The organism is Curtobacterium sp. MCSS17_015 (assembly GCF_003234265.2).
Taxonomy (GTDB): Bacteria; Actinomycetota; Actinomycetes; order Actinomycetales; family Microbacteriaceae; genus Curtobacterium.
The window spans coordinates 3,289,380-3,312,646 of the sequence record NZ_CP126256.1 but is presented as its reverse complement, the minus strand read 5'-3'; the positions used below and the strand labels follow the sequence as shown (position 1 = coordinate 3,312,646).

Below are 23,267 nucleotides of genomic sequence, written 5' to 3'. Positions count from 1 at the left end.
CACAGTACGAGACGCGGGCACTGCCGTCGGCCCGTCAGCACAGGTTGACCCGCCGGGAGGCTCGCTCTCGAGCAGCACAAAGAAGATGGCCGTCGTCCGCTCACTGACGTCCTGGCGGACTCGAGACTCCATTCAGTGGCTGTGGCGTCGGACTCGTCGACTGTCTCTCGTCGCGGAGCTCCGTCTGCGCGGATCCTGCCTCGTCAACGCGCCACTCCCCCAGCCGCACGGCAGGTGGATATCCCCGACTGAACGGCACTGGTGGTATCGACTCCGAGGCAGAACGCACCACGCGCAGAACGATCACGGCCCAATGCCCACGGGCAGAACGCAGACGGCGCAACGTACAAGGGGAAGAACGATCAAGGGAGGAACGCACGAGGGGGGAACGATCAGGGGGTAGATCGTGCCAGGGGCGGACAGACGCGTTCCACGTCGGCAGGCTCGAGCCGCGATGAAGCTGTGCAGGTGGCGGAGCGCCCCGCGTGCCTGCGAGCGCTGTTGCAAGGGCGCAGGCCGACGACGGGAGCGAAGGATGGTCGTTACGCCCGTTCGCCGGGGGCGCTGTGCTGATGCCCCAGCATGCTCTTGCGCAAAGGCCCCCTCCGACGTCGACGGAGCGAGGGCGGGCTCCTCACGGGGCCTCACCACCACACCTGCAGAAGCAGACGCGCAGGACGGGGTCGAGTTCGACGCCGACGAGGGTGTCGGAACTGAGCTCGTGCTGCGATCCGTGCGCACGCACGCTAGCGCAACGAGCCGACCGGCGCAGCTGAGGTACCGAGGCGCCAGCGCGGCCGCGGCCCGACTCACCGACGGCGTCAGGTCACACCGATCGAGCTGCGCCGCCTACCGGCCAGGACGATCGCCGCGATCGAGATCGGCGTCCCCAGCAGCCTGATGCGGGAGAGTAGGTGTGTTCAGCGCGGCCGCCGACTGATCCACGAAGCACCCGACGGCCGGATCGTGCACGATGTCGTCCGTCTCATCGACGGATCCACTGGATCGTGCTGGACAGTGGCGACGATCGGGTGGGAGTCGTCGATGTCTGGCGGACGGTCGTCCCGTCGATGCTTCGCCCCCAGCGGGGCTCGCGCCGTCAGGCGAACTCGTGCAGTGGCAGGTGGAACAGACGCCCGTCACAAGGCGATCGGGTGACCGCATTCGAGGCCACTGCGGCGCCTGTGGTGGTGTGATCGATGACCCCGACACGAGCGTTTCCCCTTCTGATCGGGGGTTGGGCCGATCTCGACCGCAGTTCGTGTCTGCGGACACGCGCGCGATGGCTGCTCAGGAAGCCCTGCGACGCGCGTCGGAGCCGGATGTCTCGGACCGCTCCGTGACCAGGAAGCCGGACGCCGAGTGAGATCGGCGGAGTTGAGTCGCGATGGTGTTCCACGTGGAACATCGGGGTCGGCCCTACCTCGATCGCAGACCGCGCTTCAGGCAGGTCACCCGCCGGAGTGAGTCGGGCTCGGTCAGGCCGTGTGATCCCGGATGGCCTGCTCGGCGAGCTCCGCATAGGTCCACCCGAGGTCGAACCCCGACGCCGAGAGCGCCTGTGGCACGAGCGACGTCTCGGTCAGTCCCGGCAGCACGTTCGACTCGAGGAACCAGGGTGTGCCGGCCCCGTCGACGATGATGTCGACACGGGACACATGCCGCAGCCCGAGCGCGCGATGCGCGAGGACCGCCGCCGCTGACGCAGCGCTCGACTGCTCGTCCGACAACCGGGCCGGCGTGTAGAAGGTCGTCTCGCCGGCGTTGTAACGCGCCTCGTAGCCGTAGAAGCCGTTGCGCGGGACGATCTCGACCGGGGCCAGGGCGAGCGGCCCGTCCCCCGTGTCGATGATGCCGACTGCGATCTCGGTGCCGCGGATGAGCTGCTCGATGACGGCGTCCTCGCAGTAGGTGTAGGCGGCGACCATGGCCCGCGGGAGGTCCTCCACGTTCTCGACGAGGGTCACCCCCTGGGCGCTACCGCCTCGTGCGGGCTTGACGGCGAGCGGCACCGGGTGCTCGGCGGCGATGGCCTGGAGCACGCCGACTGCGCCCAGCTCACGGAACACGTCGTGCGACAGCGTGATCGATCGCGGGGTCCGGACGCCGGCGCGGGAGACGAGGGCGGACGCCGTCGGCTTGTCCCATGCGAGACGAGCGGACGTCGAGCGTGAGCCGACGTAGGGGATGTCGAGGGCCTCCAGGATGCCGCGCAGCGCGCCGTCCTCCCCTGAGGCGCCGTGCAGGGCCGGCCACACGACGTCGGGACGGTCGGCGCTCAGGGCGGGCAGCAGCGATGCGTCGGCGTCCCGGAGGTCCACCTGCCAGCCGTACCCGGCGAGCGAGTCCGCGACGCGTCGGCCGGATCGCAGCGAGATGTCGCGTTCGTGCGAGATCCCCCCGGCGACGACGACGACGTGACGGCGGGCGAACTCAGCCATGGAGGATCCTCTGCGAATGGTGTTGTGGTGCGGAAAGACCTGTTCAGGACAGGTTCGGCGGCGGCGAGCTGACCGTCGGGCGGCTGAGCGTCGGGCGCGAGCGTGCGGTCGGGCCGAAGGTCTCGATGAGTTCCAGCTCGTCGTTGACGACCGATGCCAGACGCTTCACGCCGACGCGGATCTGCTCGGAGGTCGGGTAGCAGAACGACAACCGGATGTTGCCGGCCCCGCGGCCGTCGGCGAAGAAGGCGGTACCCGGTGTGTAGGCGACGAGCTCCTTGACCGCGCGGGGCAGCATGCCCTTCGAGTCGAGGGACTCCGGCAGGGTGAGCCAGACGAAGAAGCCACCGTTCGGCACGGTCCAGCTGAGGTCGGGCAGGAACTCCCCCAGTGCGGAGAGCATGGCATCGCGTCGTTCGGCGTAGAGCCCGCGGAAGGTGTCGACCTGGCCCTTCCAGTCGGCGGCGTCGAGGTAGGCGTTGACGACGTACTGCCCGAACGAGTTCGGTGCGAGGACGGCCGACTCGTTCGCGAGCACGAGCTTCTCGCGGATGGCGTGCGGCGCCAGGGCCCAGCCGACGCGGAACCCGGGGGCGAGCGTCTTCGAGAACGACCCGAGGTAGACCACACCCTCGTCGTCGATGGAGCGGATGGCCTGCGGCGCGGGCTCGTCGAACCAGAGCAGCCCGTACGGGTTGTCCTCGAGCACGAGGATGTCGTTCGAGCGGCAGATGTCGAGGACCTCGATGCGGCGCTCGCGGCTCATCGTGACCCCGGCGGGGTTGTGGAAGTTCGGGATCGTGTACAGGAACTTCATCCGCTTGCCCGCGGCCCGCAGACGGGCGATCGTCTCGCGCAGGGCCTCGGGGACCAGACCGAGCTCGTCCGTCGCCACGTGGACCGTCTCGGCCTGGTACGACCGGAAGACCCCGATGGCACCGACGTACGAGGGTGACTCGGCCAGGACGACGTCGCCCGGATCGATGAACAGCCGCGTGACGAGGTCCAGGGCGTGCTGGGACCCCGTGGTGACCACGACGTCCTCCGCGCTGGCACGGATGCCCTCCAGGCTCATCACGTCGACGATGTGCTCGCGGAGGGACCGCAGTCCCTGCCCGCCGCCGTACTGCAGCGCCATGGCCGCGTCGTCCTGCATGACCCGGTCGATCGAGCCCGTGACGAGTTCGCGCGGCAGCGCGGAGACGTACGGCATGCCGCCGGCGAGGGAGACCACCTCAGGCCTCGACGCGACGGCGAACAGAGCTCGGACCTCGGAGGCGCTCAGCCCGGCGGTGCGCTGGGCGTAGGAGTCGTACCAGGGGTCGAGACTGTTGCCGTTCGTCATCGAGTTACCTCCACTCGGTCGTTCTCGCCACAGTACGACATGGAGCAGGGCGTCCGTCGGTCCGCGACGCAGGCCGATCGGCGATCCGTGGCCTGGGCCCGACCGCACGGGCGTCGCACGCGCCCGTACCGGCCTGGAGGCCCGCCCAGCGCCCGCGGTCCTGCCCACCGCGCAACGGGCCTCCAGACAGGCGAACGCCCCGCCCTCCGATGGAATGGAGGGCGGGGCGTCCGGGTCTGTGCTGCGGATCCCGCTGTGCGAAGTCCCTACGCGAGGAAGTCCGCGAGGTCGGCCTCGAGGGCCGGCTTCGGCTTGGCACCGATGACGGTCTTCACGACCTCGCCGCCCTTGAACACCTTCATCGCCGGGATGGACGTGATCTGGTAGTTCATGGCCGACTGCGGGTTGTCGTCGACGTTGAGCTTGACGATCTCGATCTTGTCGGCGTGCTCCGCGGCGATCTGGTCGAGGATCGGCGAGACGGCGCGACACGGGCCGCACCACTCAGCCCAGAAGTCCACGAGGATCGTCTTGTCGGACTTGAGGACTTCGGCCTCGAACGTGGCGTCGGTGACGGCCTTGGCGTTGCTCATGTTTGCTCCTTCGACGGAAGTCGGTTCGGGAAGGTGAACGTCGTCGACGGACCGGGCATTCCCCCGGTCGGCCGCGCCGGGGTCAGACCCGGGCGGTGACGTCGATGATCGCCTCGGTCGGGGTGACGCCCTCGGCCTGGTCGGTGAGGTCGTGGTCGAGGTCCGCCAGGTACTTCTCGGCGTCGAGCGCGGCGACGGCACCGGAACCGGCGGCCGTGATCGCCTGGCGGTAGGTCGGGTCGAGCACGTCACCGGCGATGAAGACACCGGGGACGCCGAGCGCTCGGGACGAACGGCCCTCGACGGCGAGCGTGCCCTCGGGGGCGATCTCGAGCTGCCCGTGCACGAGGTGCGTGCGCGGGTCATTGCCGATCGCGATGAACAGCCCGTCGAGCGCCATCGAGGACACTTCTCCGGTGACGGTGTCCTTGAGCGTGACGCCCTCGACCGCGGAGTCACCCGTGATCCCGGTGACCTCCTTGTTCCACGCGAACTCGATCTTCGGGTCGTTCATCGCGCGGTCCTGCATGATCTTCGACGCGCGCAGCGAGTCCTTGCGGTGGATGACCGTCACCTTGTCGGCGAAGCGGGTGAGGAACGTGGCCTCTTCCATCGCGGAGTCGCCACCGCCGACGACGGCGATGTTCTTCTGGCGGAAGAAGAAGCCGTCGCACGTGGCGCACCAGGAGACGCCGTGGCCGGAGAGACGCTCTTCGTCGGCGAGGCCGAGGTGGCGGTAGGCGGAACCGGTGGCGTAGATGACCGTGAGGGCCTCGTAGGTCTCGCCGGAGCCGACCGTGACCTTCTTGACCCGACCGGTGAGGTCGACCGAGACGGCGTCGTCGTACAGGACCTCGGCACCGAACTTCTCGGCCTGTTCCTGCATCTTGATCATGAGGTCGGGGCCCTGGACGCCCTCGGGGAAGCCCGGGAAGTTCTCGACCTCGGTCGTCTTGGTCAGCTCGCCGCCGGTCTCGACGCTCGAGGCGACGATGAGCGGCTTCAGCTCAGCGCGCGCGGCGTAGATGCCGGCCGTGAACCCGGCGGGACCGGAACCGATGATGATGAGCTCGCGCATGACTGCCCTTCCGTTGCGTGCTACCGGGAGAACCCATGGTACCGGCGGGCCATTCCCCGGCAGCCGTGCGTGCCGGGCCGGCGGAGGCCCGAGGCGGCGACGCCCGCCGACCCCGCAGCCACGGTTCAGCGACCGAGTCGCGCCCGGACGAGGTCGACGGCGCTGCGGACCTCGGCGTTCCGGAGGAGCGCGAGGACGCCGAAGTACACCGCGACCATGACGATCCCGCCGAGCACGACGGTGATGAGCGCGCTCGTGAAGTCGGCCATGGCGAACCCGTCGGCGCGGAAGGCCCCGAAGAAGTGCACGACGACCAGGCCGACGGCACCGGCGACGAGCGCGGCGGCGACGAACTGCAGGTGCGAGCGGGTGACGACGGGGCCCTCGATGCCGTCGAGACGCCGACGGACGAGCACGAGCGCGACGATCGTCTGGGCCGACCCGGCGACGGTCGTGCACGCGGCCACGGCCAGGCCGATGACCTCCCCCGGCAGCGCGGTGACGGCGAGGGCCCCGATGACGAAGAGCCCCGACTGGACGAGCTGCATGAGGAACGGCGTCCGGTGGTCGTGCATGGCCCAGAACACCCGCTGGATGATGAAGAGCATGCTGAACAGGACCAGCCCGGGCATGTAGGCGAGCAGGACCGCGCCGATGGAGACGGCTCCGTCGAAGGTGTTCGAGAACATCCGCCCGAACGGCACGGCGACCACCATGAGCGCCACCGACGAGAACACCGTGAACAGTCCGACGATCCGCAGGGACAGCGACAGGTTGCGACGGACGGCAGCGAGGTCGCCGCGCTCGGCCTCGTGGCTCATCCGCGTGTAGTAGGCGGTGGCGATCGACACGGCGATGATCGAGTGCGGGAGCATGAACAGCAGCCAGGCGTTCTGCAGTACCGCGTTGCCGGCGTTCCCGGAACCGAGTGAGGCGACCCGCGACTGCACGATGCCGGCGAGCTGGGTGACGAGGATCATCGCGAACAGCCAGCCGGCGGCGGTCCCGGTGGCCTTGAGGCCGACACCGCGCCAGCGGAAGTCCGGCCGGAAGCTGAGCCCCGCGCGCTTCCAGAAGAACGGCAGGAACGCGGCCTGCGCGAGGACACCGAGTGTGGCGCTCCCGGCGAGGACGGCGATCTTCAGCGGTGTCCAGTCGTCGGTGCCGGAGTTGGTCGTGCGGTTGCCGAACAGGGCGATGAACACGACGAGACCCGAGATCGCGATGACGTTGTTGATGAGCGGTGCCCACGTGAAGGGCCCGAACACCTGCTTGGCGTTGAGGACTTCGCCGAGGAGCGAGTACAGCGCGTAGAAGAGGATCTGCGGCAGGCACCAGAACGCGAACGCCACCGCCAGGTCGGTCGCCGCCGGCGAGAACCCCTTGCCGTCGTTCGCCTGCGCCGCGTAGACGCGGACCAGGACGGGTGCGAGCAGGGTCGCGACGATCGTGATGACGACGAAGACCGAGGCCCCGAGCGTCACGATCTTGTTGACGTACGCGCGTCCGGCGTCCTCCTGCTTCATCGAGCGGACGATCTGCGGGATGAGGACCGCGGACAGCAGGCCACCGGCGATGAGCGCGTAGATGTTGTTCGGCAGCTGGTTCGAGACCGCGAAGGCGTCCGCCGAGCGGGAGTTCGTCTGACCGATCGCGTAGGCGAGCACGAACGTCTTCGCGAAGCCGAGCAGGCGGGAGATCATCGTCCCCGCTGCGAGCATCGCGCTCGCCCGCCCGAGGTTCCGCTCGCCCTGCGGTGCTGCGTCGACGGTCCCGGTGGACGGGGTGGTGCTGATGGTCGGCTCCTCGGGCTGGCGACGGGCGTCGCGGGTGCGGTCGTCGTCGTGGTCGTCGGACGGGAGGCTCGACCGCGCTCCGGCGCGCATGATCGCGTCCTCGAGACGGTCGCCGTCGGATCCGACGGTGTCGGTGCCGGAGCTGGCCGCGGCGATGGCGGTGGCGGCCCCGGGGACGGGGGTCGGGCCTCCAGGCCGGGTTTCGGCGTCGGGTGCCGGCGTGGCGCGGTCCGCTGCGACGACGCTCTCGGCGGGTCCGCCCGGGGCGGGGGGCTGGACCTCGAGCGGACGGTTCGGGTCGTCGTCCTCCGGCTCGGGCTCACCGTTGCGACGGCGGAGTCGGCGTCGGACGTTGCGGACGATGCCGAAGCCGAAGACGGCGATCACCGCGACGGCGGCGATGGCCGTGATGACGGTCTCCCACTGTGCCTGCACGTTGATCTCGACGGTGGCGGGCGTGGAGATCCGTGCGCCGGTCGCGCTGGTCAGCGACATCGACAGGGCGACCTTGCCGTTCGCGACCGACTGCACGGGGAAGGTGGTGCGCGTCGAGGAGCGGGGCTGGATCGTGACCTCGACGGCGTTCTCCTCGATGCGGAGGAACGAGTTCGACGGCGTGACGGTCAGGAACACGGTGACCGGGAAGTCCGACCGGTTGCGGACCGAGATCGGCAGCGAGGAGCGGTCGCCGAGCAGGGTGATGTCGCTCGAGTTGACGATGCCGACGGTGCCGACGGTCTCGTCGTTCGTGGCGACGATGCCGTCGACCACCGTCGTGAGGCCGTCGGTGTCCGCGCGCCAGGCGTTGGACGCGGCCGCGAGGGTGGTGAGGCGCGCCGGGGCGGTGACCGCTGCCGGGTCCTGGACGGCGCTGGCGAAGTCGGCGAGTTCCTGCTCGGAGCGGACGAGACGTCGGAGCGTCGCGAGCCGGTCGTCAGCGACGCTGCTGCTCTGCAGGGTGAGGGAGCCGGGCGTCGCGTCGACGACGGTGGAGAAGTCGGTCGGCGAGACCCAGACCGTGCTCTCGAGGGTGTCGAGGGCCTTCTCGAGGCGGCTGGAGTCCGTCGGCCAGGACCGGTCGAGCGTGAGGAGGACCGGTCCGGTCGCGGTGCCCTGGACGGCGACGGTCGCCAGGGTGGCGGACAGTTCGGACATGGCCTTCGCGGCGGCGCGTCCGTCGGTGGCGCTGGCGGCTTCGCGCAGGAGGCCGGACATGGCCTGGTCGGACACGAGGGCCTGGGTCGACCCGATCTCCTCGGAGGCGGCGACGGTGGTGTTGCCGCCGGCGGAGGTGTTGCCGCTCGAGACGAGCGTCGAGCGGTACCCGGCGGCGCCGAGCGCGGTGAGGTCGTCCGTGGCGACGGTGCCCTCGGCGGGCCAGGCGACGGTGTCCACCGTCCAGGGGAAGTCGACGAGCGACTCCGAGGTGGGGAGGGTCGCGGGGGCGTCGGCAGCCGGGCCCGTGCCGTCGCCCGTCGGATCACCGGGGGTGGCGTCGGCGGTCGGGGTGCCCGTCGTCCCGGTGTCGTCCTGGCCGGCACCGCCCTGGTCCGCGCCGTCGTCCGTGCCGGGTGTCCCGGCGGTGGCGCCGTCCGAGGGGGCGGGGGCCGTGGGGCTCGGCGTCGCGCCCGGGAACCGGTCGTCCTCGACGGCCGCGGCGATCGCCTGGTCGAAGGAGATCGGCGCGGCGATGCCCGGCAATCCGGCCTGATGGAGACCGGCGACGTCGGCATCGGCGTAGGACAGCGGGAACTTCTCGTTCCGCAGGCCCTCGAGGCGCTCGAGCCAGGCGGTCGCCGAGCTCGGGGCGTCGTCGCCGAGGAGCCGGATCGAGGCGATGATGCGCGGGTCGACGGCGAGGGCGACGCTGTGGCCCTCCGCCGCGTCGAGCTGCTGGGTCAGGGTGCCGTCGACGGCGGTGTCGGCAGCGAGGGCGCCGGCCGAGAGCACGCCGTCCTCGGTCGCCGGGACCGTCACGGGCATCGCGACGGCGACGTCGACGGGCGCGCGGTCGAGTGCGGGGTTCCACGTGAAGGCGGAGCGTCCGACCGCGAACGTCGACCCCGCTGCGTACGAGGCCGCGATGCGCCGGGCACCGAACGGGTTCAACGTGCCGAGCCGCACGTCGTCGAACGGGACGCTGATGGCGCTGACCGTGACCGAGCGGTGCGCGGGGACCACCGGGACGTCCACCGAGTCCATCGGGACGCCGACGTAACCGTCTGACGAGGTGTCGCCGAGCCAGTCCGTGAGGATGTCACGCGTGCCCACGACCGGGCGGATGATGTCGAGGTCCGCACGGCCGGCCGGCAACGCGACGTCCGTGTCGTTCGTGACCGTGAGGGACAGCGAGAGGTCGTCGCCGAGCTCGAGGACACCTTGCCCGGAGGGCGTCAGCTCGACCGAGGTCGTGCCGGACTGGGCGGTGGTCGGGTCGGCGGGCTTCGAGCTGGTGGCGGCGTCGGCGACGTCCACCGCAGCGGGCGCGATGACCAGACCGGTGGCGACCAGGGCGGACGCGGCGGCGGCGAGCACGGTACGGAGTATCTGCATGTGAGAGGGCCCTGGTCGTGAGCGGGCCACGACGAGTGTATGAGGCACGACCATGACAGCAGGCGGGCGCGCAGGTGCTCACCGCCATCATCTGGGATGATCGACGGCGTCATGCAGTCCGTAGCCCAGGCCGTCGAACGACTCGACGCACTCGCCGCCACCGACACCGTCGACGTCCTCGCACGGGCGTTCGCCGCAGCCGGTCACGAACTCGCCCTCGTCGGCGGGCCCGTCCGCGACGCCTTCCTCGGCCGCCCGGTGACCGACCTCGACTTCACCTCGGACGCCCGGCCCGACACCATCCTGCGGATCGTCGAACCCCTCGCGAGTGCGACCTGGGACGTCGGCCGCCAGTTCGGCACCATCGCCGCCCGGGTGCGCGGCGAACAGGTCGAGATCACCACCTACCGCAGCGACGTGTACGACGGCGAGACCCGCAAGCCCGAGGTCACGTTCGGCGACACCATCGAAGACGACCTGCTGCGCCGTGACTTCACCGTCAACGCGATGGCGCTCCGACTCCCCCAGCGGGAACTCGTCGACGTGCACGGCGGCGTCGAGGACCTGCTCGCCGAACGGCTCGCGACCCCGCAGGAGGCGCGGATCTCGTTCCGCGACGACCCGCTCCGGATGATGCGCGCGGCACGGTTCACCGCACAGCTCGGCTTCACGGTGTCCGACGACGTCCGTTCCGCCATGGCGGACCTCGCCGACTCCATCGACATCGTCTCCGCCGAGCGCGTGCGGGACGAACTGGTCAAGTTGCTCGACACGTCGGACCCCGTGGAGGGGCTCCGGCTCCTGGTGGACACCGGCATCGCCGAGCGGATCCTGCCCGAGCTGCCCGCGATGAAGCTCGAGATCGACGAGCACCACCACCACAAGGACGTGTACGAGCACTCGCTCACCGTCCTCACCCAGGCCATCGGGTACGAGGCCGAGCGCCACCCGGGCGACGCCCCCGACACCGTGCTCCGGCTCGCGGCGCTCCTGCACGACATCGGCAAGCCGGCGACCCGGAAGCTCGAGCCCGGTGGGGCCGTGAGCTTCCACCACCACGACCTGGTCGGCTCCAAGCTCGCGAAGAAGCGCCTGCGCGCGCTGCGCTTCGACAACGACACCATCGCGTCGGTCGCCCGCCTGATCGAACTGCACCTTCGGTTCTTCGGCTACACCGAGGGCGCCTGGACCGACGCGGCCGTCCGCCGCTACGTGCGCGACGCGGGCGACCAGCTCGAGCGGCTGCACGAGCTCACCCGCTCCGACGTCACCACCAGGAACCGCCGGAAGGCGGACCGGCTCGGCTTCGCCTACGACGACCTGGAGGCCCGGATCGCCGTCCTCGCGGAGCAGGAGGAACTCGACTCCATGCGTCCCGACCTGTCCGGGGACGACATCATGCGCATCCTCGACATCCCGCCGGGGCGCGCCGTCGGCGAGGCGTACCGCTTCCTGCTCGAGGCGCGGATGGACGAGGGGCCGCTCGGCCCCGACGAGGCCGAGGCGCGTCTGCGCACCTGGTGGACGTCCCGCGACGCGTAGCCCGCGGGTAGAGCCGGGGGGACGCGGCGGACCGGTGGCGCGCCTCCAGGCCGTCCGCTACGATGGGCAGGTTGTCTCGCGCGCATTCAGCGTGCCGAGGCACATGCATCAACCCTCCTGCCCCGGGAACTGCCCGGGGCCGCTGAGACCAGAGGAGGTGGGTTCCGCATGCACCAGTACGAACTGATGGCGATCCTCGACCCCGAGATCGATGAGCGCACCGTCGCTCCCAGCCTGGACAAGTTCCTCGCGGTCATCCGCAACGACGGTGGCACCGTCGACAACGTGGACGTCTGGGGTCGTCGCCGGCTCGCTTACGAGATCGCGAAGAAGACCGAGGGCATCTACGCCGTCGTGAACTTCACGTCGTCCGCCGACTCCGCCAAGGAGCTGGACCGCCAGCTCGGTCTCTCCGAGGCCGTCCTGCGCACCAAGGTCCTCCGCGCCGAAGAGGGCATGGCCCAGGTCGCCGCTCAGAAGGAGCGCGACGAGGCCCGTGCCGCCCGCAAGGCCGCCAACGCGTCGGCCACCGCGACCGCGAGCGCCGAGTAGCCCGTGGCCGGCGAAACCGTCATCACGGTGGTGGGCAACCTCACCGCGGACCCGGAGCTGCGCTACACGCAGAACGGGCTCGCCGTGGCGAACTTCACCATCGCGTCGACTCCTCGCACGTTCGACCGTCAGGCGAACGAGTGGAAGGACGGCGACGCGCTGTTCCTCCGTGCGAGTGTGTGGCGCGAGTTCGCCGAGCACGTGGCGGGGTCGCTGACGAAGGGCTCGCGCGTCATCGCGCAGGGTCGTCTGCGTCAGCGTTCCTACCAGGACCGTGAGGGTCAGCAGCGGACGAGCATCGAGCTCGAGGTCGACGAGATCGGCCCCTCGCTGCGGTACGCGACCGCCCAGATCACCCGCGCGCCGGGTGGCAGCGGCGGTGGCGGTGGACGCGGCCAGGTCGGTGGCGGCGCCGGGGGCAACTCCGGTGGCGGCAACGGCGGTGGCTGGAACAACGGCGGCGGCGGGCAGTCTGACGCCCCGTGGTCCCCGCAGGGTGGTCAGCAGGGCGGCGGCAACGCACAGTCGAACGACGTGTGGTCCACCCCCGGCGGCACCTACGACGACGAGACCCCGTTCTGATCCTCAGCGGTCTGACGACACAACTTCTTCTTCTCTAAGGACACACAATGGCTGGAAAGAGCACCGGCGACCGCCGGAAGCCTCGCGGCAAGGGCGGCAAGAACGCCGCTCCCGCGAAGGCGATCAAGGTCGGCGTCATCGACTACAAGGACGTTGCGACCCTTCGCAAGTTCATCTCGGAGCGTGGCAAGATCCGCGCCCGTCGCATCACCGGCGTCTCCGTCCAGGAGCAGCGCCTCATCGCCCGTGCCGTGAAGAACGCCCGTGAGATGGCGCTCCTCCCCTACGCCGGCTCCGGCCGCTGATCGGAGGTCGACACATGTCGAAGCTCATCCTCACCCACGAGGTCTCCGGCCTCGGTTCCGCCGGTGACGTCGTCGACGTCAAGAACGGCTACGCCCGCAACTACCTGATCCCGCAGGGCTTCGCCGTGTCGTGGTCGAAGGGCGGCGAGAAGCAGATCGAGTCGATCCGTGCTGCTCGTGCCGCGCGCGAGCTCGCCACCATCGAAGAGGCCCAGGACCTCAAGATGAAGCTCGAGAACGCCACCATCCAGCTGTCGGTCAAGGCCGGCAAGGACGGACGTCTGTTCGGCTCCGTCCGCCCGGGCGACGTCGCTGACGCCGTCAAGGCGCAGGGCGTCGGCTCGCTCGACAAGCGCAAGGTCGAGGTCCCTGCGACCATCAAGACCGTCGGTGACCACGAGGCCACCGTGCGTCTGCGCGAGGACATCGTCGCGACCATCTCGCTGAAGGTCGTCGCCGCCAAGTAGGCAGCACCAGCACCGCCGGAGGGCGGGTCTCCCATGACGGGAGGCCCGCCCTCCGTCGTTCCGGGACTGCGCGTCGGGCGGGTGTTGTGTCCTCTTCGGGCACGGGAGGCCCGCCCTCCGTCGTTGTCGGGACCGCGCCGTCGGGCGGGTGTTGTTTCCTCTCCGGGCACGGGAGGCCCGCCCTCCGTCGTTGTGGGGCGGGGGTAGACGGCCGCCGTGCAAGCGCTCGCACGTCGGGTCCGGGCCGACGCGGAGGCACTCGCGCTCCCCCGTACCCTCGCAGGCAGGGCGAGCGACGATGGCCGCCACGATGGCCCGCTCGCTCCTGGCAGGCGGGACGCTGATCGTGGGCGGGGGACGGTGCTCGTGCATCTGGGGACCGGGATCGCGTCGACGGTGCAGGTGCCGATGGTGACGCCGGCGATGCGGGCCGGGACGCTGGGCGTGGGGTCGGGACCGGAACCGAGCGACGCGCCGGTGGAAGCGGTCTCCGACGACGGCGACGGCGTGTCGGCGGGCGACGAGGGCGTCCTGGAGGCCGGGGTCGGACGAGCAGGTTCGGCACCCGAAACACGACTGGCCGGTTACGCCCTGCCCCGATCTGCCTGCCTGGGAGCCAGCCGAGTAGCTTGGGACGCCGAGGGCGTTTGTCAAGTCGGTTCTGCACAGTGGCAGCCTTCGAGGGGAACCTTCGACTCCCACTTGAAGCCGAGTTCTCCACACACGGTGTGGAACGCAAAACCCCCGGTCAAAAGTCGAAAGTGTGTTCTCCGACCGACTTATCCCCAGCGGAGTGCACAACCCTCCACACAGGAGTCCGGCGTGTTCCGCAACCTCTCCACAGAGTTGTCCACAGGGACTGTTGCTGGGGATAACTGTGTACCCGTAGCTTGGCCCAGCGACTCGGTGATGTCGGTCGCCCGGGGTAGAACTGCTCGGTGAGGAACGGTGAACGGGCCGTCCACCAGCACCGTCACGAACACTGAGGAGCACGTGTGTCGATCGCGCATCTGGAGCCGGCCCCGCAGGAGTACGCCGAGCGGAACACCGATCGGACTCCCCCGCACGACATGCTCGCGGAGCAGTCGACCATCGGCGGCATGATGCTCTCGAAGGACGCCGTCGCCGACGTGATCGAAACCGCTCGCGGTGTCGACTTCTACATCCCGAAGCACGAAGTGATCTTCGACGCGATCCTGTCGCTGTACTCGCACGGCGAGCCGACTGACGTGATCGCGGTCACCGACGAGCTGACGAAGACGGGCCTGTTGTCCCGCGGTGGCGGTGCCGAGTACCTGCACAGCCTGACGAGCATGGTGCCGACCGCGGCGAACGCCGGGTACTACGCGGCCATCGTCGCCGAGAAGGCCGTCCTCCGCCGCCTGGTCGAGGCCGGTACCCGCATCGTGCAGATGGGCTACGCCAGCGAGGGCGAGGTCACCGACCTCGTCAACAGCGCGCAGGCCGAGGTCTACAACGTCGCCGGCGGTGTGCAGACCGAGGACTACGTCCCCCTGACCGAGGCCATCGGCACCGCGATCGACGAGATCGAGGCCGCGAAGGGCCGCGACGGGCAGATGACCGGCGTCCCCACCGGGTTCGCGCAGCTCGACGGACTGACCAACGGCTTCCACCCCGGGCAGCTCATCATCGTCGCCGCCCGACCCGCACTCGGCAAGTCGACGCTCGCCCTCGACCTGTGCCGTGCCGCCGCACTGAAGCACAACCAGACGGCCGCGTTCTTCTCGCTCGAGATGGGTCGCGCCGAGATCGCCATGCGTCTGCTCTCCGCCGAGTCGAGCGTGCCGCTCCAGAACATGCGCAAGGGAACCGTCGACACCCGCGACTGGACCACCATCGCGCAGACCCGCGGGCGCATCAACGACGCCCCGTTCTTCATCGACGACTCCCCCAACATGACCCTCGTCGAGATCCGTGCCAAGTGCCGGCGCCTCAAGCAGCAGCACAACCTGAAGCTCGTCGTCATCGACTACCTGCAGCTGATGACCTCGGGCAAGCGCGTCGAGAGCCGCCAGCAAGAGGTCTCGGAGTTCTCCCGCGCGCTCAAGCTCATGGCGAAGGAGCTGCAGGTGCCCGTCATCGCGCTGTCGCAGCTGAACCGTGGACCCGAGCAGCGTGCGGACAAGAAGCCGATGATCTCCGACCTGCGTGAATCCGGGTCGATCGAGCAGGACGCCGACATGGTCATCCTGCTGCACCGTGAGTCGGCGTACGAGAAGGACAACCCGCGGCAGGGTGAAGCCGACCTCATCGTGGCGAAGCACCGCAACGGGCCGACGGACACGATCACCGTTGCGTTCCACGGGATGTTCTCGCGGTTCGTGGACATGCCGCAGTAGGTGAGTTGTTGTCGTCCGCCAGCTAACTTGTCCGACTGCCACTCAACGTGTCTGAAATACGGACATGGACACGTTGTTTGGCAACACGGACGGGTCACGTTGACCAGGGGTTGGCTACGTGTTCGAACGTCGCGACGTGTCCGTATGACGTGCGTGAACTGAGTTAGTTCGCGGATTACCTATGTGAGACGGGGTGGGGCCTGGAGCAGGGCTGTAGAAGTCCGGGGCTGCCTGTAAGCACCCGGGGGTCCCCTTCAGGACCGGCTATCGAGGCTGTGATCTTCGATCTCGCTGTGTGCTCGTTAGGACAACGACTGCTTGACCCCGTGGAGTCGTCGCCGGGAGGCACTAGTGCTAGCCGACTTCCAAGGGGAACGTCCTCGCCGCGGCGAATCGGAGGTACTACAACCTCAAGGATACAACGGCGCCCCTCCGCAGCCGGACGCGAACGGACTGTTGCGGGAAGGGTGCGATCATGAGCACAGAACAACTTGGTCCCCAAGGGAAGCGAGCATGATGCTGGTCAAGGTCGTCTACTTCGATGAGGAGTCCGCTTCCGATTTGCTCGATATCGCCGCGGGTGGCAAAGAGATCGCGTCGAAAGAGCAGACAAGAGAGCGGATGGCCGAAGTCGAGGCCGAAGCTAGCACCAAGGCCGCAGCGAGGTTCAACTGGCTGCCCTTCTTTGGGGCCTCGGCCCAAGTCGGGGCCGCGGCAAGCGCTTCGGCTCTTGGGCGCAATATCCTGAATAAAACTCTCTCCAACACAATTCTCACTGATTACCTCCGCAAACTGGATGAGCTCGGCGGAGTCAAGCGTCTAGCGGAAATGCGCGTGTCGGCGCCGAGTGAATCGGCGGCCTACATGAAAATGTTCACACCGTACCTCGCGATGCTTAAAATCGACGAACTGCCCGTGAACTTGGCCGAGATCGACAGCGCGCTGATGTCGGCGAAGGGCTATTACGAGCTGCTTGGTAAGGGCAACGACGGCCTAAAAAGCATACTTAGATTCAATATTCAGGCATTTCGAAACAATTACGGCCTTGCAGACCTGGGGCGAATGAACCTTGTCTTCCACGGTATTCATGTCGGACAGGCGTCCGAAGAAAGCTTGACGATGACCGCGGAAATGAATCCTGACGGAAGAGGGTCGGAGGAAGTAACAGGACTGGATGTCGTGGACGGCCCGAGACCCCCCGTGCGAGATGTCCTCGATGTGTACGACGTCGTTCTGGCCGGGGTCGAACATGCCGGCTAAGACGAAGGTCACGATCTGCTACGGCCCTCCGTCCTGGTTCGAGGAAGTACTGGGTAAGGGTGCACGGACGTACCTCCTTGACGCGCTGAATGAGCGCGACGCGGCGATGCGGCGTCACCGGCACACGATCGACGGGCAAGAGCGAAGCGTTGAGGAGGAAGTAGCTCCACGCGTGAAACGGTTGATCGCGATGACGGGGGATTACGCAAGCGTATCTGAGCACGCAATCACCAATTTTGTCGGGCTCGTGCGGGAGATAGATCCCAAGCGCCTCGTGCTGCACAACCCTCCTGAACTCGTTCACGCGCAGCTCAAGCGCGCCTTCCCGACCGAAATCCTGCGTTTCGAGTACCCGGTTCTAAAGCGTGACGCCCTGCGGATGTTCCGCGACGGTTTTGGCGGCCGCCTAGTCGGCCAAGCCGCGGTGCGTGAGCGGATGCTCGCCGCGCTGTACCCCTTGACGACACCACGGCGCTCGAAGCCGGTGGTGCTGATGTTCTACGGACCATCGGGTGTGGGAAAGACCGAGACCGCACAATTTGTGAACGACTTGATCGGCGGAACGCTGCTCCGCAAGCAATTTTCAATGTTTCACAGCGAGAAGTTCGCCTCTTACGTTTTCGGCGGGGCGCACTCGGAAGGATCGTTCGCGCGCGACCTGCTTGACCGATCCTCCGGCGTTATTCTTCTCGACGAGTTCGATAAAGCGGCGTCCGTTTTCCATAGCGCGTTCTACGAGGTGTTCGACGAGGGCGTATTCGAGGACAAGAACTATCGGGTCCGGCTCGGGCCGGCCCTCATCATCTGTACCTCGAATTACGAATCAGAAGGTGACATCCGGAACGCCCTCGGGGAAGCGCTCTACTCTCGGTTCGACGCTCTCATTCGATTCGCAGCGCTGTCCCGCGATGAAATCGCGCTGGTGATTCGTCGCCTCGTCGATGACCGTTTCACGCGCCTCACCTCGGAGGACGGCGCGCTGTTGAGCGCGGACGCCATCAGCGAAGAGCTGATTGAGAGGGCGGGCCGCGTCGGAAACGTCCGAAAGCTTGGAAAGCTGGTCGATGAAGTTATAGCTTTGAAACTTGTCCGAGCGGTGCTCTCCAGCACCGACGCCGACGCCTGTCCCGACATTGCGGTTGAGGGCGCCTAGGAACTCGCCGTGCTGCTTGTAGCGCTGGGTGTTTGAGGAGCTTCGCTCTATGTCGTCGTTCTGACTTCGGTCTGTGTCGTGATCGCGTCCCGTTAGCCGACCGGCTTGCGAGACTCGACTCGGCCACAAGATGCGGCGAAAACGCCTACTCGAGCGACATATCGCGCAAAAGAGACGGAACGATTCGGGGCGCATCGCGCTAAGGTCAGTCTGTGAACGGTGACGGTGGTACTGGCAGGATCGCGGTTGATCGAGAACAGGCGCGTCCGTGGGTGGAAGTGGCGCAGTCTGCTCGGGTCTTGCGGGACCTACTGACCGAAACCCCAGCGGCTGTTGCGGGGTCGCCGTTCAGGACCATCGATGACGACCTACCTGAGTCGTGCGAGATATGGTGTCGCTCCTACCTCTCGTCTGCTCTCGAACACCTTGGGCTGTGGGCGGACCACGTCGCACCGCTGACTTTTCGGCCCGACGCGGTCGTGCACCATGAGGCACGGCCGGCGCAGACGCTCGCCCGTGCGGCGCTCGAATCTGCATCTCAAGCCGTTTGGGTGATGGCGTCGCGTGATCCGAGCGAATTGCTGCGGCGTCACCTGTCGCTCGTGCTCGCGGACTGGGAGGAACAACGGAAGGCCGAAGTGGAGCCGCAGCGCAAGGCGGACCTCAAGCAGCAGAGGCTCGACCTGCTCAAGATCCTTGAAGCGCACGGCGTCAAGACCAGTGACCCGAGCTATCTGACTCTCGTCACGGCCGCGGCTGACGAGGTGCGAAGCAAAGCACCTATGACAGACCTAGGCGACCCAGCACGGGTAGAGCGCCTTTGGCGTGCATCTGCCGGCTCTGCACACGGGAAGATGTGGCCATCCGTGGAGTTACGGGTCTCGGTCGAGCTCGACGGCCAGAGATTCTCCTTCCCCGACGCCGACGCGATGTCCGCAATACTCGTGCTCGCGAACAAGGTCACGCAATATGGCGTCTTCCGCTTCATTGACTACGCTGGTCATGAGCCCCAACTCGCGGAGCGCCTCACAGCGACCACTCGCCGCTGGTACGCGCGAATACCGAAGGTCGCGGGAGCACCCGAACGACTAGAAGACGTTCCTGGCTACCCGGGACCGACTCCTGATTCTACCAATCCAAGTCAGGGTCAATAGCTGTCACGCGACGCGCATGTCCGGGTACGTGCTTGAGCGCTTCGCGGCTCGATCGCCTGTGGCGCAACGAACACGACCGGGCCCGCGTGGCTCTGACCGGTAGGGGATCGGCTACCGGACGCCTGGTCTGCTGGGTGACGGCCAAGATGAACAGGCCCGGACCCGGATCGCCCGTGTATGGGGTTAGTGGAGCAAGTTGCCGCAGAGCGCGATGAACTCTGCTTCCTCTCCGGCCGTGCTCCTGAGCTCGATCGTGTCTCCTGATCGCATGGTGAGCGTCAGTACCGGGTTCTCCGGGGTCCACTGCGCTTCCATGTCGTCGAAGTCTGGTGCGTCAACCCGCGTCAGTTTCGCCTGCACGATGTCGGCTCGGCTACGAATGACCGCGGTGCTCTCGACCGACCCGACGGTATGGGCTGGAGTCGGCCCCGTCTGAGCGGAGAACGTGAGGCAGACGATGGCTGAATCGGTGACGTAGTAGGCGGTGCCGAACAGTGAGCGGCCCAGCTTATTCACCTCGACGTCGATGTCAGCGAAGCGAATCGCCTCGATGTCGGGGATGAGCGGTGCAGCGGAGGCGGTGAGCGACCGGTGGAAGTAGGCCGCTTCCTCGGGGCTTCGATGCTGGTTGCCCCACACGACGCGGGCAGCTTGGATGATGGCCTGTCCGCTGCGGCCAGGCAGCGCGGCGAGGTGGTCGGCGATGATCATCGCGCGGTGATTGTTCATGCCGCGACGATAGCCCGAGCATCGTTCATTGCAGAACGTCCGAAGGGCGCTAGGTGCGACGCATCGCGGCCTGATGCCGGCGCCGCCGGGTTCTCAGGGCTGCAATCGCGCTACGGTCCTCGGATGGTGGAGTGGGAAAGAGCTCGGAGCCGCGGGATGGCGTTGAACGCTCTCGAGAAGGCACTGACCGACCTTCGTCGACGTCATGGCGAGCTTTATGCCAACGTCGGTGCCGGAGTGATGTGGGCGGCCGTTCTCGATGAGAACCTCCGCGATGACTTGGGCGCCGAGTACGAAGAACTAAGGGATCGCGACGCCCCTTTGTTACATGGGCTCGTTCATGCACGGAACGGCGTCATGCACGCGGCGCTCGTCACGACTAACGCCGGAGGTATAACCGCCCCGATCGTAGCCCCGGTCGTCATAGGCCCGCCGTCTTGGCGGGCGTCCGTCGTGCTGCACAAGCTCTGGACACCCAAGGCCCTCGAGAGTCCCCGCGTTCGTAAGCGTGTGGCAATGTACGAGGAGCACCTCGCGGGGCGGGATCCGGCAGACACTTTCGAAGAGGTGTTGAGCTTTTTCCGGTCGCTCGAAGCGGTTGGCTGGAACCCATCGGCCCTCAACTGAACGTGACCCAGGGCTGGGTGAGCGACTGGGCACTCGGGTACCAGGATGCTACGTCGGGATCTACAGATGGCGGACCCGTGTGCATCTAAGGTGTTCCTACGTCCAGCTCGCGGCTTCGAGATGGTCAAGGACGACCTGGACGTCGCCGCCTATCGTCAACCACTCGACGGGCGTGAAGGACTCATCGGTCCCCTCGATCTCGAGTTCCGCGTTGTACATGAAGCCGAGGATCGTGGACGGGTGCTTCTGCTCGCCCCACGCCAGCGTGAGTCGCGCGAGGCCGGAAGGACAGACATCGTTGGATCATCGCTGAACTGCCACGCCGGGTAACGCAACTCACCGTCGCAGACGAATGTTCCGCCCCGGGTCTGATGGAGGCTCTCAATCCACGGGAGGATGAGAGTCATGGGAGCACCGAGGAAGTACCCGGAGGAGCTTCGGGAGCGAGCGGTCCGGCTCGCGGTGGAAGCCCGCCGCAACCCGAACACCAGAGCTGGCGCATTGCGTCGGATCGGTGAGCAGCTGGGGATCAATCCGGAGACGTTACGGAACTGGGTGCAGCAAGCCGAGATCGATGCCGGCGACCGGCCGGGGGTCACCACTGACGACGCACAGCGGATCGCGGAGTTGGAGCGTGAGGTCCGCGAGCTTCGACGGGCGAATGTGATTCTGAAGTCGGCGTCGGCTTTCTTCGCGGCGGAGCTCGACCGCCCGTCCAGCAGGTGACGCGGTTCATCGATCAGCACAAGCACGAGTTCGGGGTCGAGCCGATCTGCAGGACGTTGCAGGTCGCCCCGTCGAGCTACTACGCCGCGAAGAACAGGCGGCCGTCGGCCCGGTCGATCAGCGACGCTGCACGCAGGATCGAGGTCGAGCGGGTGCACCGGAGCAACTACGGCGTTTACGGCGCCCGGAAGGTACACGCGCAACTGCGGAGGGAGGGGCACGTGATCGCCCGCTGCACGGTTGAGCGACTCATGCGGTCCACCGGACTGCACGGCGTGTCCAAGCGGAAGGGCCCGAAGACGACGATTCCGGGTCCGGTCGGTGACCGGCCGGCGGATCTGGTGCAGCGGGCGTTCACCGCGACCGGTCCGGACCAGCTCTGGGTTGCCGACATCACCTACATCCGCACGTTCTCCGGGTGGGTCTACGCCGCGTTCGTCACGGACGTGTTCTTGCGCCGTATCGTGGGCTGGCAGCTATCGAAAAACATGCGCACCGACCTCGTCCTCGACGCCCTCGAGATGGGCATCTGGACCCGGCAACGCGAAGGTCGAGATCTGTCACGGCTGATCCATCACAGCGACCGCGGAGTTCAATATCGAGCTATCCGCTACACGGACCGACTCGCTGAGGCCGGTGCGGTCGCGTCCGTCGGATCGAAGGGCGACAGCTATGACAATGCCCTCGCGGAGGCGGTGAACTCGATCTTCAAGGCCGAACTGATCCGCAACAAGGGACCGTGGCGGGGCATCGAGGACCTCGAAATCGCGACCGTCGAGTACATCGATTGGTTCAACCACCGCCGTCTGCACGGCGAACTCGGCATGATCCCACCCGTCGAGTTCGAACACGCCCACTACCGTCACAACCCCGCTCCGACTACCGTTGAAGAGGCACTACCGAGCCTCCACTAAACCCGGGGTGGAACAGACGGCATTCCCGTCGCGGTGACGTGCCGGGTGTTGCAGCTTGCTCGTCAGCCGTACTACCGGTGGTTGGCGGCTCCCGTCTCACGCAGCGAGGTGGTGCGGGCATATCGGGCGAACGCATTGTTCGATGCGCACCGGGACGATCCCGAGGTCGGGTACCGGCTCCTCGTCGACGAGGCCCGCGATGCCGGCGAACCGATGGCGGACCGGACCGCGTGGACGATCGCGTCGGACAACGGCTGGTGGAGCGTGTTCGGGAAGAAGCGTGGCAGAACCGGGAAGAAGCCCGGCCCCGCGGTCCACGACGCCCTCTGCACCATGACCGACGACCACGGTCGCGTCCGGCACGTGTTCACAGCCGAGGCGCCGAACCGGCTGTGGTTGACCGACATCACCGAGCACAACACCGCGGAGGGCAAGCTCTACCTCTGCGCGGTCAAGGACGCCTACTCCGGACGCATCGTGGGGTACTCGATCGACTCCCGAATGAAGTCGCAGCTGGCCGTGACTGCGTTGGAGAACGCGGTCCGGATGCGTGGCGACGTGGCCGATTGTGTCCTGCATTCGGATCGGGGATCGCAATTTCGAGCCGGAAGCTGCGTCGGGCGTTGACCCGCCACGGCATGGTCGGGTCGATGGGCAGAGTCGCTTCCTGCGGTGATAACGCCGAAATGGAGAGCTTCTTCGCGCTCTTGCAGAAAAACGTCCTGAACCGACGCGCGTGGGCAACGCGTGAAGAACTACGAATCGCAATCGTGACGTGGATCGAACGGACCTACCACCGGCATCGCCGTCAGGCCCGCCTCGGCCGATTGACGCCCATCGGGTTCGAAACCATCATGAAGACGAACGTCGTACTGGCGGCGTGACTAGAACTGTCACCTATCCGTGCAGCAGACCCTCAGGATCTCCGCGCGACGTTCCCGTTGTTGAACAGTGACAGTGACCGAATGACGAACGCCGCCCTACCAGGGCGGCGTTCGTCATTCCAGTGGCGCTCCATGCGACTACCGGCCGCGCTCCCCGCGCTCCCCCTGAGCACCCGTCGCGCGCGTCGCGGTCTTGCGTCGGTCAG

The 23,267-nt window shown here is 67.4% G+C and carries 18 protein-coding genes, 1 pseudogene and 1 other annotated feature; of the genes and pseudogenes, 12 read left to right on the top strand and 7 right to left on the bottom strand.

The window, feature by feature from the left end:
• Positions 1–1,478: 1,478 nt before the first annotated feature.
• From DEJ18_RS15850 to DEJ18_RS15830, 5 genes are all read right to left on the bottom strand, one after another.
• Positions 1,479–2,441, bottom strand: coding sequence for a D-alanine--D-alanine ligase family protein (locus DEJ18_RS15850; protein WP_111209850.1), 963 nt, complete (start codon positions 2,439–2,441; stop codon positions 1,479–1,481).
• A gap of 43 nt (positions 2,442–2,484) precedes the next feature.
• Positions 2,485–3,786: an aminotransferase-like domain-containing protein gene (locus tag DEJ18_RS15845; RefSeq protein WP_111082107.1), complete on the bottom strand. Its 1,302-nt coding sequence runs from the start codon at positions 3,784–3,786 to the stop codon at positions 2,485–2,487.
• Between the two features lie 266 nt (positions 3,787–4,052).
• Positions 4,053–4,379: a thioredoxin gene (trxA, locus tag DEJ18_RS15840; RefSeq protein WP_110825783.1), complete on the bottom strand. Its 327-nt coding sequence runs from the start codon at positions 4,377–4,379 to the stop codon at positions 4,053–4,055.
• An 82-nt stretch (positions 4,380–4,461) separates the two neighbouring features.
• Positions 4,462–5,457 carry a thioredoxin-disulfide reductase gene (trxB, locus tag DEJ18_RS15835; protein ID WP_111209851.1) on the bottom strand — a complete coding sequence of 332 codons (996 nt, stop codon included), beginning with the start codon at positions 5,455–5,457 and terminating at the stop codon, positions 4,462–4,464.
• Positions 5,458–5,582: 125 nt separating this feature from the next.
• Positions 5,583–9,806, bottom strand: coding sequence for a DUF6049 family protein (locus DEJ18_RS15830; RefSeq protein WP_220034297.1), 4,224 nt, complete (start codon positions 9,804–9,806; stop codon positions 5,583–5,585).
• 111 nt (positions 9,807–9,917) lie between these two features.
• Here DEJ18_RS15830 and DEJ18_RS15825 point away from each other — a divergent pair, with 111 nt between their 5' ends.
• The 9 genes from DEJ18_RS15825 (at position 9,918) to DEJ18_RS15785 (ending at position 19,181) form a co-directional block, all read left to right on the top strand.
• Positions 9,918–11,348: a CCA tRNA nucleotidyltransferase gene (locus DEJ18_RS15825; protein WP_111210123.1), complete on the top strand. Its 1,431-nt coding sequence runs from the start codon at positions 9,918–9,920 to the stop codon at positions 11,346–11,348.
• Positions 11,349–11,516: 168 nt separating this feature from the next.
• The gene (gene rpsF / locus DEJ18_RS15820) at positions 11,517–11,900 is read left to right on the top strand and encodes a 30S ribosomal protein S6 (RefSeq protein WP_111082109.1); all 384 of its coding nucleotides are present in this window, start codon (positions 11,517–11,519) and stop codon (positions 11,898–11,900) included.
• 3 nt (positions 11,901–11,903) lie between these two features.
• Positions 11,904–12,482 carry a single-stranded DNA-binding protein gene (locus DEJ18_RS15815; protein WP_111209852.1) on the top strand — a complete coding sequence of 193 codons (579 nt, stop codon included), beginning with the start codon at positions 11,904–11,906 and terminating at the stop codon, positions 12,480–12,482.
• Between the two features lie 47 nt (positions 12,483–12,529).
• Entirely contained in the window at positions 12,530–12,787 is a 258-nt protein-coding gene (rpsR, locus tag DEJ18_RS15810) for a 30S ribosomal protein S18 (protein WP_056121021.1), read from the top strand.
• A 14-nt stretch (positions 12,788–12,801) separates the two neighbouring features.
• Positions 12,802–13,254, top strand: coding sequence for a 50S ribosomal protein L9 (gene rplI / locus DEJ18_RS15805; protein ID WP_111209853.1), 453 nt, complete (start codon positions 12,802–12,804; stop codon positions 13,252–13,254).
• A gap of 995 nt (positions 13,255–14,249) precedes the next feature.
• The gene (gene dnaB, locus DEJ18_RS15800; protein WP_111082112.1) at positions 14,250–15,614 is read left to right on the top strand and encodes a replicative DNA helicase; all 1,365 of its coding nucleotides are present in this window, start codon (positions 14,250–14,252) and stop codon (positions 15,612–15,614) included.
• A 513-nt stretch (positions 15,615–16,127) separates the two neighbouring features.
• A complete protein-coding gene (locus DEJ18_RS15795) occupies positions 16,128–16,874 on the top strand; it encodes a DUF6414 family protein (RefSeq protein WP_111209854.1) in 747 nt (248 codons plus the stop codon).
• The gene (locus DEJ18_RS15790; RefSeq protein ID WP_111209855.1) at positions 16,864–18,027 is read left to right on the top strand and encodes an AAA family ATPase; all 1,164 of its coding nucleotides are present in this window, start codon (positions 16,864–16,866) and stop codon (positions 18,025–18,027) included. Before DEJ18_RS15795 ends, DEJ18_RS15790 begins: the two co-directional genes overlap by 11 nt.
• Positions 18,028–18,239: 212 nt before the next feature.
• A complete protein-coding gene (locus DEJ18_RS15785; RefSeq protein ID WP_146241497.1) occupies positions 18,240–19,181 on the top strand; it encodes a hypothetical protein in 942 nt (313 codons plus the stop codon).
• A 183-nt stretch (positions 19,182–19,364) separates the two neighbouring features.
• On the opposite strand, the gene DEJ18_RS15780 is transcribed toward DEJ18_RS15785, so the two are convergent.
• Positions 19,365–19,910, bottom strand: coding sequence for a hypothetical protein (locus DEJ18_RS15780; protein ID WP_111209856.1), 546 nt, complete (start codon positions 19,908–19,910; stop codon positions 19,365–19,367).
• A gap of 123 nt (positions 19,911–20,033) precedes the next feature.
• On the opposite strand from DEJ18_RS15780, the gene DEJ18_RS15775 reads away from it, so the two are divergent.
• The gene (locus DEJ18_RS15775; protein WP_146241498.1) at positions 20,034–20,537 is read left to right on the top strand and encodes a hypothetical protein; all 504 of its coding nucleotides are present in this window, start codon (positions 20,034–20,036) and stop codon (positions 20,535–20,537) included.
• Positions 20,538–20,633: 96 nt separating this feature from the next.
• Here DEJ18_RS15775 and DEJ18_RS15770 read toward each other — a convergent pair whose 3' ends face one another.
• A complete protein-coding gene (locus DEJ18_RS15770; protein WP_258376860.1) occupies positions 20,634–20,756 on the bottom strand; it encodes a hypothetical protein in 123 nt (40 codons plus the stop codon).
• A 186-nt stretch (positions 20,757–20,942) separates the two neighbouring features.
• On the opposite strand from DEJ18_RS15770, the gene DEJ18_RS15765 reads away from it, so the two are divergent.
• Together DEJ18_RS15765 and DEJ18_RS15760 are read left to right on the top strand one after the other, a co-directional pair.
• A protein-coding gene (locus DEJ18_RS15765) for an IS3 family transposase (RefSeq protein WP_258376861.1) occupies positions 20,943–22,177 on the top strand; the annotation gives its coding sequence in 2 pieces (ribosomal slippage) (positions 20,943–21,222 and positions 21,222–22,177; 1,236 coding nt in all).
• Positions 21,221–21,334 (top strand) — a sequence feature (AL1L pseudoknot). Its footprint overlaps the gene before it by 114 nt.
• A 15-nt stretch (positions 22,178–22,192) precedes the next feature.
• Positions 22,193–23,061, top strand: a pseudogene (locus DEJ18_RS15760) (IS3 family transposase); the annotation flags it as partial.
• Positions 23,062–23,267: the final 206 nt, after the last annotated feature.